The sequence below is a fragment of the Cupriavidus sp. MP-37 genome (genome assembly GCF_020618415.1).
GTDB lineage: Bacteria > Pseudomonadota > Gammaproteobacteria > Burkholderiales > Burkholderiaceae > Cupriavidus.
Window position 1 is genome coordinate 745,442 of sequence record NZ_CP085345.1, and the last position, 17,026, is coordinate 762,467.

At 69.7% G+C, this 17,026-nt stretch carries 18 protein-coding genes; 12 read left to right on the forward strand and 6 right to left on the reverse strand.

The annotated features are described in order from the left end of the window. The first annotated feature begins 50 nt into the window (after window positions 1–50). From LIN44_RS19875 to LIN44_RS19895, 5 genes are all read left to right on the forward strand, one after another. Window positions 51–806 (forward strand): GntR family transcriptional regulator, encoded by a 756-nt coding sequence (locus LIN44_RS19875; RefSeq protein ID WP_227315969.1) that lies wholly within the window; start codon window positions 51–53, stop codon window positions 804–806. Window positions 807–910: 104 nt separating this feature from the next. Then, on the forward strand, window positions 911–1,198 hold the full coding sequence (locus LIN44_RS19880) for a hypothetical protein (protein ID WP_227315970.1): 288 nt from the start codon (window positions 911–913) through the stop codon (window positions 1,196–1,198). A 260-nt stretch (window positions 1,199–1,458) separates the two neighbouring features. Further along, complete coding sequence (locus LIN44_RS19885) at window positions 1,459–2,562, forward strand: malate/lactate/ureidoglycolate dehydrogenase (RefSeq protein WP_227315971.1); 1,104 nt, start codon at window positions 1,459–1,461, stop codon at window positions 2,560–2,562. Between the two features lie 79 nt (window positions 2,563–2,641). Further along, a complete protein-coding gene (locus tag LIN44_RS19890) occupies window positions 2,642–3,577 on the forward strand; it encodes a 2-hydroxy-3-oxopropionate reductase (protein WP_227315972.1) in 936 nt (311 codons plus the stop codon). Between the two features lie 17 nt (window positions 3,578–3,594). Continuing rightward, window positions 3,595–4,464: a DMT family transporter gene (locus LIN44_RS19895; RefSeq protein ID WP_227315973.1), complete on the forward strand. Its 870-nt coding sequence runs from the start codon at window positions 3,595–3,597 to the stop codon at window positions 4,462–4,464. On the opposite strand, the gene LIN44_RS19900 is transcribed toward LIN44_RS19895, so the two are convergent. Together LIN44_RS19900 and LIN44_RS19905 are read right to left on the reverse strand one after the other, a co-directional pair. Further along, a complete protein-coding gene (locus tag LIN44_RS19900) occupies window positions 4,461–5,036 on the reverse strand; it encodes a flavin reductase family protein (protein WP_227315974.1) in 576 nt (191 codons plus the stop codon). The two genes, LIN44_RS19895 and LIN44_RS19900, sit on opposite strands and share 4 nt — an antisense overlap. Next, window positions 5,033–6,211, reverse strand: a complete 1,179-nt coding sequence (locus tag LIN44_RS19905) for an acyl-CoA dehydrogenase family protein (protein WP_227315975.1) — start codon at window positions 6,209–6,211, stop codon at window positions 5,033–5,035. Before LIN44_RS19905 ends, LIN44_RS19900 begins: the two co-directional genes overlap by 4 nt. 147 nt (window positions 6,212–6,358) lie before the next feature. Here LIN44_RS19905 and LIN44_RS19910 point away from each other — a divergent pair, with 147 nt between their 5' ends. Further along, window positions 6,359–7,345 (forward strand): AraC family transcriptional regulator, encoded by a 987-nt coding sequence (locus LIN44_RS19910; protein ID WP_227315976.1) that lies wholly within the window; start codon window positions 6,359–6,361, stop codon window positions 7,343–7,345. A gap of 90 nt (window positions 7,346–7,435) precedes the next feature. Here the strand turns inward: LIN44_RS19910 and LIN44_RS19915 are convergent, their stop codons facing one another. Then, window positions 7,436–7,579, reverse strand: a complete 144-nt coding sequence (locus tag LIN44_RS19915; RefSeq protein WP_012355598.1) for an entericidin A/B family lipoprotein — start codon at window positions 7,577–7,579, stop codon at window positions 7,436–7,438. 314 nt (window positions 7,580–7,893) lie between these two features. On the opposite strand from LIN44_RS19915, the gene LIN44_RS19920 reads away from it, so the two are divergent. From LIN44_RS19920 to LIN44_RS19935, 4 genes are all read left to right on the forward strand, one after another. Continuing rightward, window positions 7,894–8,166: a DUF2188 domain-containing protein gene (locus LIN44_RS19920; RefSeq protein ID WP_227315977.1), complete on the forward strand. Its 273-nt coding sequence runs from the start codon at window positions 7,894–7,896 to the stop codon at window positions 8,164–8,166. Window positions 8,167–8,372: 206 nt separating this feature from the next. Continuing rightward, on the forward strand, window positions 8,373–8,570 hold the full coding sequence (locus tag LIN44_RS19925; protein WP_227315978.1) for a hypothetical protein: 198 nt from the start codon (window positions 8,373–8,375) through the stop codon (window positions 8,568–8,570). A gap of 155 nt (window positions 8,571–8,725) precedes the next feature. Further along, window positions 8,726–9,064: a hypothetical protein gene (locus LIN44_RS19930; protein ID WP_227315979.1), complete on the forward strand. Its 339-nt coding sequence runs from the start codon at window positions 8,726–8,728 to the stop codon at window positions 9,062–9,064. Window positions 9,065–9,233: 169 nt separating this feature from the next. Then, window positions 9,234–11,522: a VTT domain-containing protein gene (locus LIN44_RS19935; RefSeq protein ID WP_370641736.1), complete on the forward strand. Its 2,289-nt coding sequence runs from the start codon at window positions 9,234–9,236 to the stop codon at window positions 11,520–11,522. Window positions 11,523–11,525: 3 nt separating this feature from the next. Here the strand turns inward: LIN44_RS19935 and LIN44_RS19940 are convergent, their stop codons facing one another. The 3 genes from LIN44_RS19940 to LIN44_RS19950 form a co-directional block, all read right to left on the reverse strand. Then, window positions 11,526–12,008, reverse strand: coding sequence for a DUF1579 domain-containing protein (locus tag LIN44_RS19940; protein ID WP_227315981.1), 483 nt, complete (start codon window positions 12,006–12,008; stop codon window positions 11,526–11,528). Between the two features lie 150 nt (window positions 12,009–12,158). Further along, the gene (locus LIN44_RS19945) at window positions 12,159–12,515 is read right to left on the reverse strand and encodes a DUF2880 domain-containing protein (protein ID WP_227315982.1); all 357 of its coding nucleotides are present in this window, start codon (window positions 12,513–12,515) and stop codon (window positions 12,159–12,161) included. A 113-nt stretch (window positions 12,516–12,628) separates the two neighbouring features. Beyond that, window positions 12,629–13,366 (reverse strand): GntR family transcriptional regulator, encoded by a 738-nt coding sequence (locus LIN44_RS19950; protein WP_227316383.1) that lies wholly within the window; start codon window positions 13,364–13,366, stop codon window positions 12,629–12,631. Between the two features lie 159 nt (window positions 13,367–13,525). On the opposite strand from LIN44_RS19950, the gene LIN44_RS19955 reads away from it, so the two are divergent. After that, window positions 13,526–15,712: an acetate--CoA ligase family protein gene (locus tag LIN44_RS19955; RefSeq protein WP_227315983.1), complete on the forward strand. Its 2,187-nt coding sequence runs from the start codon at window positions 13,526–13,528 to the stop codon at window positions 15,710–15,712. Further along, window positions 15,709–17,022: a DUF1254 domain-containing protein gene (locus tag LIN44_RS19960; RefSeq protein WP_227315984.1), complete on the forward strand. Its 1,314-nt coding sequence runs from the start codon at window positions 15,709–15,711 to the stop codon at window positions 17,020–17,022. Before LIN44_RS19955 ends, LIN44_RS19960 begins: the two co-directional genes overlap by 4 nt. The last annotated feature ends 4 nt before the right edge of the window (window positions 17,023–17,026 follow it).

Below are 17,026 nucleotides of genomic sequence, written 5' to 3' on the forward strand. Positions count from 1 at the left end.
CGCAATGCGAGATGCATTAGAATCCGCGCCAAGTCGATAGAGGATTTTGAATGCAAAACTCATATAGCGATGAAGACGCGGCAGGCCTCGCCGAGCCGCTTCCGCCGCCTTCGCTGCCGCGCCTGGCACGCCCGCGGCTGCACGACACCGTGGTCGAGCACCTGCGCCAGTTCATCGTCGAAGGCGTGTTCGCGCCGGGCACCAAGCTCAACGAACGCGAGCTGTGCGAGACCCTTGGCATCTCGCGCACGCCGCTGCGCGAGGCGCTCAAGGTGCTCGCGGCCGAGGGGCTGATCGACCTGCTGCCCAATCGCGGCGCCAGCATCTCGCGCATGAGCGAGGCCGAAGTCAGGGAGAGCTTCGAACTGATGAGCGGTCTGGAGGCGTTTTCCGGCGAACTCGCCTGCGAGCGCATCACCGCGGCGGAATTGGCGCAGATCAGGGCGCTGCACTACGCCATGCTGGCCTGCCGCGCCCGGAACGACCTGCCGGGCTACTACAGCCGCAACCAGGAGATCCACGACCGCATCAACGAGGCCGCGCGCAATACACCGCTGCGCAACACCTACCAGTCGATCAACCGCCGCCTGCAAGCCCTGCGCTTTCGCTCCAACCAGCAGAGCGGGAAGTGGGACGAGGCGGTCGAGGACCATGAAGAGATGATCCGGGCGCTGGAAGCCCGCGACGGCAAGCGGCTCGCCGCGGTACTGAAGCGCCACTTGCTGGAGAAGCGCGATGCAGTGCTGCCGCTGGTGTCGGGCGGCGGCCATGGCACCAAGAATTCTCTGAAAGAGACGCAGGGGTAACTGCAACGCAGCGTTTTACCGTGCCAGGGCCGGATTTTTCTTGCCTCCACGCCGATACTGTATATATTTACAGTACCTGTATGGATGAACAGTGGAGTCCCGGCATGGAACACCTGATCCGCGTGCAAAACGACTATGACCGCCAAGTACTGGCCTGGCTGCGCGGCCGCATCGGCGATGCCGCGCTGCAGAGCGTGGTGCAACGCCTGGCTGGCCCGCGCAAGCCCTATCTGTCCACGATCTGCCGCAGCCTGGGCATCCGCCCGCCCAGCCGGCGCCAGTTCGCCGCGGAAACGGCGCGCATGCACCGCGCGGTCGGCGACAGCTACCTGGCCCGCATCAGGGAAATCCTGGCGCAAGCCCCGGTGCACGAAGTTGCCCGGCAGGGGTAATGCCGTTCGGATAAGGTTTCAATTCCTAACGTCATTCCCGCGAAAGCGGGAATCCAGCGTCGTTGAAAGCCACTGGGTCCCCGCTTTCGCGGGGACGACGGTCATTTGACGGACAGAATTACCCCGCCAGCAGGCATTTGCCGATCACCGGCCACGCGCGGCTCAGCAAGCGCGCGCCGGACGTATCATCAAAGCCCCGTTGCCGTCACACGGCAACGGGGCTTTGTGTTTCGCAACGTATTCCTCTCTCCAAGGCCGACATGAGCGAACTCCGCATTCCCACCCGCGCGCTGCACCAGTGGGTGACCGATCTCTGGCTTGCCGCCGGCAGCAGCGCACAGGAAGCGCAACTGACCGCCGACCACCTGGTCGGCGCCAACCTGAGCGGGCATGACTCGCATGGCGTGGGCATGATCCCGCGCTATGTGCTGGCGTGGCAGGCCGACGAGCTGCAGCTGAACCGGCGCGTCAGCGTGCTGCAGGATGCCGGCAGCCTGCTCAGCCTGGACGGCAACCGCGGCATGGGGCAGGCGGTGACGGCGCAGGCCATGGAGATGGCCATCGCCCGCGCCCGCGAACACGGCGTGTGCGTGATGGGGCTGCGCCAGTCGCACCACCTCGGGCGCGTCGGCCACTGGGCCGAGCAGGCCACGGCCGCGGGCATGATCTCGATCCACTTCGTCAACGTGCTGTCCAAGCCGATCGTCGCGCCCCACGGCGGCTACGACGCGCGCTACGGCACCAATCCGTTCACCATCGGCGTGCCGATGGCGGACGCGCCGCCGCTGGTGCTGGACTTCGCCACCAGCGCCATCGCGCTGGGCAAGGTGCGCGTGGCCCATAACAAGGGCGTGCCGGTCGGTGCCGGCTGCCTGCTCGATGCGCAGGGCGAGCCCACCACCGATGCCGCCGTGATGTACCCGCCCGCCGGCACGCCGCAGGGCGCCCTGCGGCCGTTCGGCGAACACAAGGGCCATGTGCTGGCGGTGATGTGCGAGCTGCTCGGGGCCGCGGTCACTGGCGGCCATACCATCCGCCCGGAAACGCTGCGGCATCAGCACGCGGTCTGGAACAACATGCTGGCGATCGTGTTCGATCCCGCGCGGCTGGGCACCAGCACCTCGTTCGGGCATGAAGTCGCAGCCTTTGCCGACTGGATGAAAAGCGCGCGGCTGCAGCCCGGCCAGCCCGGCATCCAGCTGCCTGGCGAACCCGAGCGCGCCTGCCGCGGCGCCCGTGCGCAACAGATCCCGATCGATGCCGGCACGCTGGCGCAGCTGGACGACGCCGCGGCGCGCGTGGCGGCGGCGCGGGCCAGCGCGCATCCCGCGCCGGGTCCGTTGTCGACGCTGGCGCGCGGCTGACTATCATCAGATATGCGCCCGGCGCGGTGCACCACGCACTCGCGCCGGGTCGGCGCCTGAACCCCAACCGGACACTGACATGAGCAAGATCGGCTTTATCGGGCTTGGCGTGATGGGCAAGCCCATGGTGCGGCACCTGGTCGACGGCGGGCACACCGTGTTCGCCCACAGCCGCAGCGGCGTGCCGCAAGACCTGCAGGATGCCGGCGTGAAGGCCTGCGCCAGCGCCGAGGAGGTGGCGAAGCAGTCGGAGACCATCATCCTGATGCTGCCCGACACGCCCGACGTGGAAAAGGTGCTGTTCGGCGAGCGCGGCGTCGCCGACGGCCTGGCCGATACCGCCGGCGGCGTCACGGTAATCGACATGAGCTCGATCTCGCCGATCGCCACGCGCGAGTTCGCACGCTGCATCGAGGCCATCGGCGCGGACTACATCGACGCGCCGGTATCGGGCGGCGAAGTCGGGGCCAGGGCCGGCACCTTGTCGATCATGGCCGGCGGCAAGCAGGACGTGTTCGACCGCGTGCTGCCCATCCTGCAGCTGATGGGCAAGAACATCACGCGCGTGGGCGCGGCCGGCGATGGCCAGGTGGCGAAGGTGGCCAACCAGGTAATCGTGGCGCTGACCATCGAGGCGGTCAGCGAGGCGCTGGTGCTGGCGGCCCGCGCTGGCGCCGACCCCGCCCGCGTGCGCGAGGCGCTGATGGGCGGCTTTGCCAGCTCGCGCATCCTGGAAGTGCATGGCGAACGGATGATCCGGCGCACCTTCGACCCGGGCTTCCGCATCGCGCTGCACCAGAAGGACCTGGAGCTGGCGCTGTCGACTGCGCGCGAGCTTGGCGTGGGCCTGCCCAATACGGCGTCGTGCCAGCAGCTGTTCAATGTCTGCAGCGGGCTGGGCGGCGCGGCCTGGGACCATTCCGGGCTGGTCAAGGCGATCGAGCATTTGTCCTCGTTCGCCATCGGCGAGACGGGCGTCACGGGTGGCACGGGCGACCGGCGGCCCGCCGGCTAGGCACAGGGCCGGCCCGCATGCCGCACGCAAATACCGCGTTGCTGACCGCACTCGCGATGCTGGCGTTCGCCGGCAATTCGCTGCTGTGCCGGCTGGCGCTGAAAGGCACCACCATCGACGCCGGCACCTTTACACTGGCGCGCGTCGCGGCCGCGGCGGCGGTGTTGTGGCTGATCGTGGTGGCGCGGCGGCAAGCCGGGCGCAACCGCGCCGGCGCGCTGACGCTGGGCGGCAACTGGGTGTCGGCGCTGGCGCTGTTCTGCTATGCCGCGGCGTTCTCGTTCGCGTATGAGCGCCTGAGCGCCGGCACCGGGGCATTGCTGCTGTTTGCCGCGGTGCAGGCGACCATGACCGGCTACGGGCTCTACACCGGCGAGCCGCTGCGCGCGCAGCAGTGGGTGGGCTTGGCGCTGGCGCTGACTGGCCTGGTCTGGCTGATGCTGCCAAGCCTGGCGACGCCGCCGCTGGCGTCTTCGCTGCTGATGATTGCGGCAGGCATCGCCTGGGGCGTCTATTCGCTGCGTGGCAAGCGGGCCACGGATCCGGTCGGGACCACCGCGGGCAACTTCGTGCGCGCCGTGCCCATGGCGCTGGCCCTCGGCGCCGCAATCCAGGCGCAGCGTTCGCTGGATGGCACCGGCCTCGCCTATGCGGTGGTGTCCGGCGCCATCACATCGGGGCTCGGCTATGTGATCTGGTACGCCGCGGTGCCGCGCCTGCGTGCCGCGACCGCGGCCACCGTGCAGCTGAGCGTGCCGGTCATCGCCGCGGTGGGCGGCACCGCCTTGCTCGGCGAAGCCCTGAGCTTGCGGCTGGCGCTGAGCGCGGCGGCGGTGCTGGGCGGCATCGCGCTGGTGATCCTGGGCAAGCGGGCCGAGCGCGCCTAACCCGCGCGGGGTTGGCTCGCGTCGGCAAAGCCGCCGCCATGGAACACCAGCGGCGTCCCCGGGGCTGCGCCGTAGGCCACCACTTCCACGACGAACAGCACGTGGTCTCCCACCGTGCGCACCGAGCGGTGCCGGCAGATGAAGTAGGCCAGCGTGCCGTCGATCAGCACCGTGCCGCACGGACCGGCGCGATGGGCGATGCCGGCGAAGCGGTCGTCGGCACGCGCCGCAAAGCGCCGGCACACCTCCAGCTGGTTGCCGCCCAGCACGTTGATCGCGTGGCAGGGCGCGGCGCGCAGCACCGGCAGGCTGCCGGAGCTGCGCGCCAGGCACCACAGCAGCAACGGCGGCGCGAGCGACACGGAAGCGAACGCATTGATGGTCACGCCCACCGGGCGGCCGTCGGCACCGGCGGCCGTGACCACGGTCACGCCGGTGGCAAACTGCCCCAGCGCATCGCGCAAAGCGCGGCGCGCCGCGCCATCGTGGCCGATGGCGCAGGCGTCCTCGCCCTGGCCGCTGTCATTGCAGGCCTCGGTGTCGTAGGAAAGCTGGGCCAGGGCGGACATCATTGCGCTGCCGTACGCACCTCGCCGGCCGGCGCATCGATATCCAGGCCCAGCGCCATGCGTCCGGCGTACTCCTGCTGAGCCCCCGCCTGCAGCGGATGGAAGCGCGCGCCCTGCGCATCGCGGAAGCGCCGCTCGAGCCCGGCATCGCGATAGAAGCCCGCGCCGCCGGCCAGGTCCATCGCCGCTTCCACCGTCGCCAGCACCGCGCGCGCCGCCAGCGTGCGGGCGCTCATGATGCGGTTGGTCGTCACCGCGCCGGGTGCCGGACCCGCGGCGGCCGCGAACATCGCATCGAGCGCCAGCTGGGCGGCCTCCGCTTCATTGCACAGGCGTCCCGCGGCCTCGACCGCATGCGCGTTCAGGCGCCGCTGCCGTGCCAGCTGCAGCGCGATATCGCGCGCGGCCTCGGCGATGCCGACGTAGACGGCGTAGATCAGCGGCAACGCGATCATCGCCACCGTATGCATCATCGGATGCCACACGCCTTGCGGGCGGCGCGCGGCAATGGCGGTGTCGGGCACCAGCACGCCTTCCAGCATGACATCGTGCGAGCCGGTGCCGCGCATGCCGAGCGTGTGCCAGTTCGACAGCACGCGCACGCCCGGCGTCTTCATCGGCAGCGCAAAATGCAGCACGGTGGGACCGGCCTCCGGATCGTCATAGACCGCGCAGGTCATGAACAGGTCTGCCACCGGCGCGCCGCTGGCGAAGATCTTGCGCCCTTCCACGCGATAGCCGCCGTCCACGCGCGTGGCCTTGCCGCTGCCCTGCAGCCAGTCGGAGCCGCCGCTGCCGAGCAACACCAGCTGCTCGGCGCCGACGCGCTTGAGCAGGCCCTCCACCGGCGCTTGCTGATTGCGCCAGCGCCATGCGGCCGTGGCCACCGGATGCGTATGCATGGCAAAGGCCAGCGCGGTCGAGCCGCAGTACTTGCCCAGTTCGCGCAGCACCGCGCCAAGCTCCTGGTGCGACAGCCCGGCGCCGCCCAGCTCCTGCGGCACCGCCGCGGCAAAGAAGCGGTGCGCGCGCAGGTCTTCATAGTTGGCGCTGACGAACTGCTCGCTCGCGTCGATCTCGGGCGCGCGGCCATCGAAGGTGCGGCCCAGGGTGGCGGCAAGGCCGATCCAGTCGGCCTGCGCGCCGGCGCTGGCATCCGCTGCGGAAAGGGTTTCCATGGTGTTGTCTCCGTCTGGTTCTGGTACGTGTCCCGCGCCGTTGTACGGCCACGGGCACGGTGCTAGTATCGGAGCCCGGTCCCCTCGCCCGTATGATCGGGCGTCCGGCTTTCTTGCGCGAAACCCCGGATCTGGAGGAATGTGGCCATGGATGCCTTGTCCGACCTCTTGCGCGCCGTGCAACTGAGCGGTGCCGTGTTCCTGAACGGCGAATTCAAATCACCGTGGTGCCTGATCAGTGAAGCCGATGCTGAATTGCGCGCCGCGTTCCTGCCGCGCGCTGATCGCGTGGTCTCGTACCACCTGATCACCGAAGGCGTCTGCTGGGCGCGGCTCGTCAACGACACGGGCCCCGGTGTGCGCGTGGAAGCCGGCGAGCTGCTGGTGGTGCCGCAGGGCGAGCCGCATGTGCTCGGCAGCGACCTTCACCTGCAGCCCTTGCCTTCGGCGCCGCTGGTGTATGACCTGCTGCGCAACAGTCCCGGCGAAGTCATGCGGGTCTCGTACGGCGGCGGCGGCGAACACACGCGCATGGTCTGCGGCTTTCTCGGCTTCGACGACACCATGGGCAATCCGCTGCTGACGTCGCTGCCACGGCTGTTCAAGGTGGGGCTGGGCAGCGGGCTGGAATCCGCATGGCTGGCCTCGGCGCTGGCCTTCGCCACCTCGGAGGCGGCGGAGCCGCGCGCCGGCAGCGCCACCGTGCTGGCCAAGCTGTCGGAACTGCTCTTCGTGCAGGCGGTGCGGCGCTGCATCGACACCTTGCCGGCCAATGAAAGCGGCTGGCTCGCGGCGCTGCGCGACCGCTACGTGGCACGTGCGCTGTCGCGCATGCACGCGCGGCCGGCGTATCCGTGGACCGTCGACGAACTCGCCGGAAATGTAGGCTTGTCGCGCTCGGCGCTGGCGCAGCGCTTCACCGACCTGCTGGGCCAGCCGCCGATGCAGTATCTCGCGCACTGGCGCCTGCGTACCGCTGCGGCCGAGTTGCGCAGCGGCAACCGCTCCATCAGCGAGGTCGCCGGCGCGGTCGGCTATGACTCCGAGGCCGCCTTCAGCCGGGCCTTCAAGCGCGAATTCGGACTGCCGCCGGCGAGCTGGCGCCGCAACTGCACCGAAGCGGCGCACGCATGAATCGCACGCATGAATCGCACGCACAAATGAAAGCGGCCCGCGCCTGGGGCACGGGCCGTTGCGACTGGCCACAGCGTGGCCGCCGGCAGCTTACATCTTCTGCTTGGTGCTTTCCGCCGCGCCCTGCACCTTCTCGCCGCCGCGCTCGATATCCTTGCCTGCGCCAGCCATGGTGTTGCAACCCGTGACCAGCAGCATGCCAGCGAGGGCAAACAGTGCGTATAGCTTTCTCATGATGATCTCCTTGCTTCGTGTGGATGCGGCATGCGCCGCCAGGATGGAAGAGCTCGGAATGGCTTGACCGGGCAGCCTGTTGCCCAACCGGCAATTGGATCGTAGCAATCCGCGGCGGTACGAAAAGTCGGCATTCGTCCTACCGCGATGTCAGCAGAACGCGCGACATGTCGCGGCGGCGCGCCGCACTATGGCGGTGCCGCGTCGCGGCGGCGGGTTGGTCCCGAATATGCTTGTAGGACAGCGACCGATAGCCCCCTGGCGCGGGATCGCTTAAAACCCAACTGTCACTGCCAGCCATCACGGAGAACACCATGACGTCACGCAGCATCCACGTGCTTCCCGCCACGACCGGCGACGCCGAATACGCCAGCGAAGGGGAATGGGCGCTTACGATCGAGGGCCTGGATAGTGGCCCGGACCACGTGGCACTGCACTTCCCGACGCAGGAAGCCGCGATCGCCGCCGGCTGGATGCGTGCCCGCGAAGATGGCGTGTCGCTGTGCATCCACGGCCGCGACGGCCTGGTGCGTGAACGCAAGATCTACTGCCGCGATGCCCGCGGCAATACCCGCCTCGGCCGCTAGTCCTGCCCGGGCCGGCCCCTTCTGGCGCCGGCTGCCTAGCCATCATTGCCTTGCGTGCCCGCTTACCTGGCGGGCCGCAACAGTTCATTGCGCCGGATGCATTGAGTTGCATCAAAGTGCTGCGCATCTTCTGCTGGAAACTCCGGGTCCACCGCCAATACTGGAGTCAGGCCACAGGCCGACGACCAGGAAACCCGAGACCCGCCATGCGCTTTCTTCTCCGATACCGTCCGCTGGACATCTACCCCGACCCGCTCGACGCCCGGGTGGCGGAACTGCACGAACTTGCCGAGGACATTCAGGCCCGCCACGCCCGCAAGTGGCGCCGGCATGGCTCCATGCTGATCCGGCAGGACGGCGCGGCGGCCGGGTTCCCCACCGGCAATCCGAAAACTCGGCACTGATGCGCCCATGGCGAGGCGATGCCTCCCATCGGACGAATGTGAACAAGTGTCATATCGGGTTGGCAAGACCATGACCCCTGCTAAAGAATGGTTATCCGCAGGCAAGGGACCCGATCGGCGGGTTCGCTGCCGCACCATTTTTCTGACGCAGCGACATGAATCGAACCACCCGGGAATGCGTGACGGCGTTGATGTCGAGCCTGCGTGCCAATGGGCCCATGCCCCGGCACCGGCTTGCCGCAGCCAGCCGCCTGAGCGCCGCGGAACTGACCCGCGCGCTGAAATCCGCCCGCCAGATGGGCGTCGTGGCTTATGAAGGCGAGCCAGACTTGCCGCCCGAGGCGGATACCCCACTGATGCTCACCGGCCGGCCGTTGCCGCCGCCCCGGCGCGTCGCCCCGGCGCCGCGCGACAACACGCCGCATTTTGAGCCGCTGCTCGATGTCTGGGGCATCTCCCGCCCCGCCGCGCTGCGGCGCGGACACGCCTCCTGACACGCCCTTCACCCTGCGGCACGCGGCCTGGCCCGCGTGCCGATCTTACAAAGGCAGGTAAGGCGCACACGCAAAAGCCGCGCCCGGCACCGCACCGGCCCGCCCTTGCGCACGGTACGGAACTTGCGCCACGCTTCAGGCTATGGTTTTCGCATCGTGAGCGTGTGCAATGAGGCAATACAATGCGCCCGGCACCACGGCGTTCCCCGCGCCCCCGGCGTCGCCACCACCGCATGACCCCTCCTTACCGCCCGGCTTCCAGCTCGAGCCCGGGCGCAATTGCTGGCGCATCGAACCTTGCCGGCGCTTTGCCATGCTGGTCGACGCCGACGCGTATTTCCGCGCGCTGCGCGAGGCCCTGCCGCTGGCCGAGCACACCATCTTCATCCTGGGCTGGGACATCGACAGCCGCATGGAACTGGTCCCCGCCGGCGCGCACGATGGCCTGCCGGCCGGGCTGCGCGACTTCCTGTGCGCGCTGGCCGACCGCCGCCCCAACCTGCGCATCTACATCCTGAGCTGGGACTACGCCATGGTGATGGCGATGGAGCGCGAATGGCTGCCGTCGGCCAGCGCGCACTGGCAGGCGCACCGGCATTTGTCGTTCCGGCTGGACGGCAATCATCCGCCGGGCGCCTCGCACCACCAGAAGGTGGTGGTGCTCGACAACAAGGTCGCCTTTGTCGGCGGGCTGGACCTGACGCTGCGCCGCTGGGACGACAACCAGCACGCGCCCGGCGCGCCGCTGCGCATGGCCGAGGGCCGGCCCTACGCGCCCTTCCATGACGTGCAGTGCGCGCTCGACGGCGACGCGGCCGCGGCGCTGGGAGAGCTGTGCGCGCAGCGCTGGCTGCGCGCCAGCGGCAGCCAGCCGCGGCCGGTGGCAAGGACCTCGTCCGATCCGTGGCCGCCGAGCCTGGCGCCCGAGCTGACCGACGTGCGCGTGGGCATCGCCCGCACCATGCCGATGTGCGAGGACGAGCCCGGCGTCAGCGAGGTCCGCATGCTGCTGCGCGATGCCATCGCCTCGGCCCGGCACAGCATCTACATGGAGAACCAGTACTTCAGCTCGGGCGAGATCGCCAAGGCGCTGGCCGCACGCCTGGGGCACGAGGATGGCCCGGATATCGTGCTGGTGTCGCGCCGCAACGAGAGCGGCTGGCTCGAGGCGCACAGCATGGGCGTGCTGCGCGCACGCCTTTACCGGCAGCTGCGCGCGGCCGACAAGTTCGATCGCTTCCGCCTGTACTGCCCGACGATTCCCAACCTGCTGCCCGACTGCGTCAACGTCCACAGCAAGGTGACGGTGATCGACGACGACTTCCTCACCATCGGCTCCGCCAACTTAAGCAACCGTTCGCTGGGGCTCGACACCGAGTGCAATATCGTGGTGGTCTCCGGCGGCGAGCCGCGCGTCCAGGCGGCCATCGCCGCCATGCGCGCGCGGCTGCTGGGCGAACACCTGGATGTGGCGCCCGAAGCGTTCCAGGCCGAGGTCGCCGCCACGCGCAGCGTGCTTGGCGCGATCCGGCACCTGCAGCGCAGCGACGGGCGCTCGCTGGAAGACTATGTGCCGCCGCTGCCCGACGATGTCGATGCCGCGTCACCGGCCGCCAACCTGCTGGACCCGATCGAACCGATCGACAGCGACCAGCTGCTGGCCGAGTTCGTCAGCCACGAGGCGCGCCCGCGCGTGCTCGGGCGCGTGGGCGTGATGGTGGCGCTGGCGCTGCTGGTGGCGGGGCTGGCCTTTGCGTGGCGCTATACGCCGCTGCGCGAGTGGGCGGATTTCCGCGCCCTGCTGGGCGTCATCGAGCGGGTGGACGAGATGCCGCTGGCCCCGCTCGCCATGATGGGGGTCTATTTGGCCGGTGCGGTGACACTGCTGCCCGTGACGCTGCTGATCCTGGTCACCGTGGTGGTGTTCGGCCCGCTCTACGGCGCCGTGCTGGCCCTGTGCGGCACGGTGCTGAGCACCGGCGCGGGCTACCTGGCCGGCCGGCTGCTGGGGCGCAACGCCGTGCGCCGCTTTGGCGGCAGGCGGCTGAACCGCGTCAGCCACCAGCTGGGCAAGCACGGCGTGGTCGCCATGGTGGTGCTGAGGCTGGTGCCGATCGCACCGTTCTCGCTGGTCAACCTGGTGGTGGGAGCCTCGCGCATCAGCCTGCGCGACTGCCTGATCGGCACCGCGCTGGGGATGCTGCCGGGCATCGTGGTCAGTGCCCTGCTGGTGGACCGGGTCGCCGCGGCGGCGCGCGACCCGGGGCTGGTCACCTTTGCGCTGCTGGCACTGGTGCTGCTGGTGCCGGCCTCGCTGCTGCTGTTGCTGCGCCGGCGCCGGCGCAATGCGGCGCGGCCGCGCGGCGGCCGCCACGACGATCCGCCCGGCCCCCACTCGCGAACGTCGCGAACGTCGCGTCTGTCGCGGCTGGCGCGGATGGCCGGCGAGCGCTCCTGAACCTCAAGGCTGGCGGCGGTAGGTGGCCTTGACGATCTGCGTCCACTCGCCGTTCTCGCCTTGCATGTACGAGGTGAGTTCGCGGTGGTCGTCGTCGCGGAACGTGATCACGTCGCGGTACTGCACCATGCGGCCATTGCCCGAGCAGTCCGGGCCTTCGGCACGCAGCGTCAGCTGCTGGCCGCCTTCGTCGAGGTCGCCCTCGTAGACCCACAGGTGGGTCATCATCGAGCCGATAAAGGTGCCGACAAAGTGCTTGCGCGCCGGGTCGTAGCCCAGCGTCATGACCGTGGACGCCGGACCGCAGCCGGGCATGTCGCCCTGGGCCACGCACTGCACCCAGATGTCGCCGATACCGCTTACCCGTTCCGGGATGTTCCATGTCTGCACCGGCTGGTCGGGACCCATGACGGCCTCGCCCTCCGCCATCCAGTTGCCAATCAGACGTTGCAGCCAGCGGTGTTCCTTATGTGCTTCGATTTGCATGTTCGGTCTCCGGTGAGTGGGTACAGCCAGGGTTCGGCCAAATACGGCGGTGGCCGCAAGCATTTGTGGATGCTGTACACATAGACTAGCAAACGAACTGGACAGTGTCCACATTAAATTGCAACAGCCGGCGCAGGGGACGGGCTGAGGCTACTGCGGCAGCCGCAGCTTGGGCACGTCGAAGCGGTTGCCCTGTGCGCGCCGTACATCGCACTGGACCTTGGCCTCGCGCACGGCGCCGTCCTGGGCCAGGTATTCGACATCGGCCACCACGCTGTAGTTGTCCTTGTCGATCTGGCGCGCGGTGGCGGCCACCCACTTGAAGCTGCCGGGATTGGGCAGCGCCGCCTTGACCGCGTGCTTGCAGGCGGCCTCGGGCGCGCCCTCGCTGGCAGGCGGCCGGGACGCTTCCTGCCGGGCCGCGGCCAGCGCGGCCGGCACGCCCGCCGCGGACAACGCCACCGCCAGCGCGGTGGACAGCAAACGTGGGGAAAGCGGCGAAAGCATCCTGGACTCCTGCGACTGTGCGGCGCCGGTCCGGGTCACGCTAGCGTCCGCGCCGATGCAGTTCAGGCCGCGGCGCGCAGGCGAAAGTTCCCTTGCCGCCACAGCCAGCGGCCCTAACGCCGCACGCAGGCCTTGTAGGTGAACTTGTCGCCCCGGAACATGAATTCCGAAAACGCCAGTGGGCGGTCGTCGATGTCGTGCGGGGTGAAGCGGATGCGCAGCAACGGCTCCCCCGGCCCGACCTTCAGCCGGCGCGCGCTTTCCGCGCTGGCGGGGATCGCCGCGCTTTCGGTGTGCAGGTACTTCAGGCGATAGCCCAGGCGCGCCTCGACGATCATCAGCGCATCGTTGTTTTCCAGGTCGTGTTCCAGGATCGCGCGCATCAATGGCTCCGGCGCCATGGTCATGCCCACGGCCACCGGCACGCCGGCCACCGACTTGAGCGTGGTCACGCTCAGCAGCTTGCTGCCGGGCGGCACCCGCAGCGCATCGGCGGCAATGGCAGGCGCGGTGATCAGCCGCGTCGACAGCAGCTTGCCGTGCGCTTCGTGGCCACGGGCGCGCATGTAGTCGTAGAAGCCGGTCAGCGGTCCCAGATCGGCCTGCCCCGCCGGGCGGCTGACAAAGCTGCCCTTGCCGTGGACCGTCTCGATCAGCCCCTCCGCCAGCAGCGATGCCAGCGACTGCCGCACGGTGATGCGGCTGACGCCGAACTCCGCCATCAGCTCGGCCTCCGACGGCAGCTTGATGCCCGGTGTCCATTCGTTGTTGACGATGCGCTGGCGCAGCGCGCCTTCGATCTGCTTGAAGCGGGGCAGTGAGCTGGTTGTCACGGGATTGTGCGGATTCATGGGATGGCCCATGCGGGCATCTACTTATCATAACAACGTTGACTCATCATAACATGTCATGACAACATGAGCCGGCACAACCATGACAAGACGCGCGGCGCCAGTCCCCCAGGGGCCACTACGTGACGGCGCACGCATACGGAGATACGGAGACAATCGATGCCAGACCTGAGTGCATTGCTGCAACCGCGCACCATCGCCGTGATCGGCGCTTCCACCCAGCCCGACAAGGTGGGCGGCATGCCGGTGCGGCTGCTGAGCGAGCTGGGCTACGCCGGACGCATCGTCCCGGTCCACGCGACCGCCAGCGAAGTGCAGGGGCTGGCCGCGGTGCCGACGCTGGACGCGCTGGATACGCCCGCCGACCTTGCCATCGTGGCCCTGCCGGTCAGCGCCAGCCTCGACGCGATGCGCCAGCTGGCGCGCAACGGCACGCGCGCCGCGGTGTTCTTCACCTCGGGCTTTGCCGAGACCGGTGGTGACGGCATCGCGCTGCAGGCCGAACTGGCGGCGCTGGCGCAGGCCCATGGCATCACGCTGCTCGGGCCCAACTGCCTGGGCGCGATGAACCTGCGCGAGCGCGTGTTCGCCACCTTCTCGCCGATCCCGCTCAGCGGGCTGCCGCCGGTCGGCGATGTCGGCCTGGTCAGCCAGAGCGGCGCTTTTGGTGCCTATGCCTTCGCGCTGGCGCGCGAGGCCGCGCTGGGCCTGAGCCACTGGGTCACCACCGGCAATGAAGCGGGCCTGCATGTGGCCGACGTGATCGAATGGATGGCGCGCGACGATGCCACGCGCGTGATCCTCGCCTACCTGGAAGGCTGCCGCGACGGCAACCGCCTGCGCCGCGCGCTGGCGGCAGCGCGGGCAGCGGGCAAGCCGGTGGTGGTGACCAAGGTCGGCACCACCGAAGCCGGCGCGCGCTCCGCGCAATCGCATACCGCCAGCCTGGCGGGCGAAGATGCGGTCTACCAGGCGGTGTTCGACGAGTACGGCGTGTTCCGCGCCGATACGCTCGATGACTTCTTCCGGCTCGGCTACGTGCTGTCGCGCGGGAGGCGCCCGACGCGGTGGCAGCCCTCGGCAAAGGAGCCGGCCAATGCCGTCACCCCGGTCGCGCTGGTCACCGTCTCAGGCGGCGTCGGCATCATGATGGCCGACCAGGCCGAGGCGCTGGACCTGCCGCTGCCGGCGATGCCCGCAGCCGCCGCCGCAGCGCTGCGCAGCGCGATTCCGTTCGCCAGCACCGCCAACCCCATCGACGTCACCGGCCAGGTGGTGGCGCAGCCGGAAGTATTGCTGGACGCCATTGCCGCGGCCGCGCAAAGCGCGGATTACGGCAGCGTGGTGGCCTTCCTCGCCGGCGGCGTGGGCGCGCCGCGGATCTGGCCCGGGCTGCAGCAGACCGTCGAGACCCTGTACCGCAGCGGCAACGCGGCGCCGCTGCTGTTCAGCGGCCTGGTCGATGACGACAAGCGCCGCTGGCTGGAAGCGCGCGGCGCGCTGGTGTTCCGCGAACCCGCGCACGCGGTGCAGGCCGTGGCCGTGCTGGCCCGCGCCGCGGCGCAGGCAGCGGCTGCACGGGCGCCTGGCTGCGCAGCGGCCGCCGCAGACACCGTGCCCGTTCCCGATGTGCTGCCCGGCACCACCGCCTTGTCCGAGTTCGAAGCCATGCAATGGCTGGCCGCGTGCGGCATCCCCACCGCGCCGCACGGCCTGGCGCGCGATGCCGACGAGGCCGTGCGCCTTGCCCAAGCCATCGGCTACCCGGTCGCGATCAAGCTGTGCTCGCCCGACATCCTGCACAAGAGCGACGTCGGCGGCGTGGTGCTGAACGTGGCGGATGCGCAGGCGGCACGCGCTGCCTTTGCGCAAGTGCAGGCCGCCGCGGCCCGCCACGGCACTCCTGCGCGCTTTGACGGCGCGCTGGTCGCCGGCATGGTGCGCGGCTGGGGCGAGCTGGTGGTGGGCGTGCGGCGCGATCCGGTGTTCGGCCTGGTGGCGCTGGCCGGCATCGGCGGCACCGCGGTGGAGATCTTCCGCCAGACCGCGTTCGGGCTGGCGCCGCTCAGCCATGCCCGTGCGCGCACCATGCTGCGCGCGAGCCGTGCCGAGGCCCTGCTGAACGGCCACCGCGGCCATCCCGCGATCGATGCCGAGGCGGTGGCCGAGGTGCTGGTGCGCGTGTCGCAGGCCGCTGCCGCGCTGGGCCCGCGGCTCGACACCATCGAGATCAACCCGCTGATCGTCACCGCCCGCGGCGTGGTCGCCGCCGATGCCGTGGTGACCCTGCATGCGGCAGGCCCCGATCGCCACGCAGACAGACAAACCCAGGAGACCATCCGATGAACCAACCCGCTGCGCCCTTCCTTGCCGGCGCTCCCATCGACACCCCGCAGGAAGCCCTGACCGCCGCGGCGGCACTGCCGCTGGTGCTGGCCACCTACCCGTTGTTCGAAAGCCTGCGCACCTGCCGGCTGCAGACTTCGGTGGCGCAGGCCACCGGCTATGGGCGCGCGCCGGTCAACACGCTGTCGGCCAGCACGCAGCCGTGGACCCACCGCGACCGCGACATCGTCACGCCGGCCAACGACCTGCTCTACTTCTGCGCCTGGGTCAACCTGGCCGACGGCCCCGTCACGCTGCATGTACCCGCGCTGCCGGACGCGCGCCGCTACTACGTGGTGGAACTGCTCGACGCCTGGACCAACAACTTCGAAAACCTGGGCCCGCGCAACGTGCCCGCCGCGGGCGCCGACATCGTGCTGGCCGGCCCGGGCCAGCACGCCGAGGGCGCACACGTGGTGCATTGCCCGACCTCGCTGGTCTGGCTGCTCGGCCGGGTGCTGGTGACCGGCGCCGACGACCTGCCCGCCGCCAGCGCCTTCGAAAACGGATTCCGCCTGTCCGGCGGCAGCGCGCGGCAGCCCGAGTGCGTGCGCGACTGGCACGACAGCGGCGAACCGGCGCTCGACTACTTCGCCAACGTCTTCAACGCGCTGCGCGAATACCCGGCCGAGCCTTCCGCAGCGGGCCTGCTGTCGCTGCTGCGCAAGTGCGGCATCCGTGCCGGCGAGGCGGTCGACGTGGGCGCGCTGCGGCCCGCGGTGCAGCAGGGCCTCGCGCGCGCCTGGCGCGAAGGCATGGCGCTGATCGAAGCCAATACCCGCAGCCATGCGCGCAAGAGCTGGACCTACAGCCTGCTGCTGGGCCGCTATGGCGACGACTGGATGCAGCGCGCGGTGACCGCGATGAAGGGACTGGGCGCACTGCGCGCCGACGAAGCCGTCTACGCCGCCGCCGACTACGATGCCGACGGCGAGCTGCTGCATGGCCGCCACACCTACGCGCTGCACTTCCCGGCCGGACACCTGCCGCCGGCGCAGGCGTTCTGGTCGGTCTCGCTGTACGGCGCCGACCGCTTCTTCACCGACAACGCGATCGGCCGCTATGCGCTGGGCGACCGCAGCCCCGGCCTGCAATACGATGCCGATGGCGGCCTCACCCTCACCATCTCGCACCGGCGCCCCGAGCAGGCACAGGAAAACTGGCTGCCGGCACCGGACGCCCCGTTCTACCTGATCCTGCGCCTGTACCACCCCACCGACGGCTTCATGGCCGGCGACTACGTGATCCCGCCGCTGCGGCGCATCGCCTGAAGGA

Bases quoted from the DNA above. Each gene is read 5' to 3' on its own strand.
- LIN44_RS19875 (WP_227315969.1), top strand. From the start codon at position 51: ATGCAAAACTCATATAGCGATGAAGACGCGGCAGGCCTCGCCGAGCCG.
- LIN44_RS19880 (WP_227315970.1), top strand. From the start codon at position 911: ATGGAACACCTGATCCGCGTGCAAAACGACTATGACCGCCAAGTACTG.
- LIN44_RS19885 (WP_227315971.1), top strand. From the start codon at position 1,459: ATGAGCGAACTCCGCATTCCCACCCGCGCGCTGCACCAGTGGGTGACC.
- LIN44_RS19890 (WP_227315972.1), top strand. From the start codon at position 2,642: ATGAGCAAGATCGGCTTTATCGGGCTTGGCGTGATGGGCAAGCCCATG.
- LIN44_RS19895 (WP_227315973.1), top strand. From the start codon at position 3,595: ATGCCGCACGCAAATACCGCGTTGCTGACCGCACTCGCGATGCTGGCG.
- LIN44_RS19900 (WP_227315974.1), bottom strand. From the start codon at position 5,036: ATGATGTCCGCCCTGGCCCAGCTTTCCTACGACACCGAGGCCTGCAAT.
- LIN44_RS19905 (WP_227315975.1), bottom strand. From the start codon at position 6,211: ATGGAAACCCTTTCCGCAGCGGATGCCAGCGCCGGCGCGCAGGCCGAC.
- LIN44_RS19910 (WP_227315976.1), top strand. From the start codon at position 6,359: ATGGATGCCTTGTCCGACCTCTTGCGCGCCGTGCAACTGAGCGGTGCC.
- LIN44_RS19915 (WP_012355598.1), bottom strand. From the start codon at position 7,579: ATGAGAAAGCTATACGCACTGTTTGCCCTCGCTGGCATGCTGCTGGTC.
- LIN44_RS19920 (WP_227315977.1), top strand. From the start codon at position 7,894: ATGACGTCACGCAGCATCCACGTGCTTCCCGCCACGACCGGCGACGCC.
- LIN44_RS19925 (WP_227315978.1), top strand. From the start codon at position 8,373: ATGCGCTTTCTTCTCCGATACCGTCCGCTGGACATCTACCCCGACCCG.
- LIN44_RS19930 (WP_227315979.1), top strand. From the start codon at position 8,726: ATGAATCGAACCACCCGGGAATGCGTGACGGCGTTGATGTCGAGCCTG.
- LIN44_RS19935 (WP_370641736.1), top strand. From the start codon at position 9,234: ATGAGGCAATACAATGCGCCCGGCACCACGGCGTTCCCCGCGCCCCCG.
- LIN44_RS19940 (WP_227315981.1), bottom strand. From the start codon at position 12,008: ATGCAAATCGAAGCACATAAGGAACACCGCTGGCTGCAACGTCTGATT.
- LIN44_RS19945 (WP_227315982.1), bottom strand. From the start codon at position 12,515: ATGCTTTCGCCGCTTTCCCCACGTTTGCTGTCCACCGCGCTGGCGGTG.
- LIN44_RS19950 (WP_227316383.1), bottom strand. From the start codon at position 13,366: ATGAATCCGCACAATCCCGTGACAACCAGCTCACTGCCCCGCTTCAAG.
- LIN44_RS19955 (WP_227315983.1), top strand. From the start codon at position 13,526: ATGCCAGACCTGAGTGCATTGCTGCAACCGCGCACCATCGCCGTGATC.
- LIN44_RS19960 (WP_227315984.1), top strand. From the start codon at position 15,709: ATGAACCAACCCGCTGCGCCCTTCCTTGCCGGCGCTCCCATCGACACC.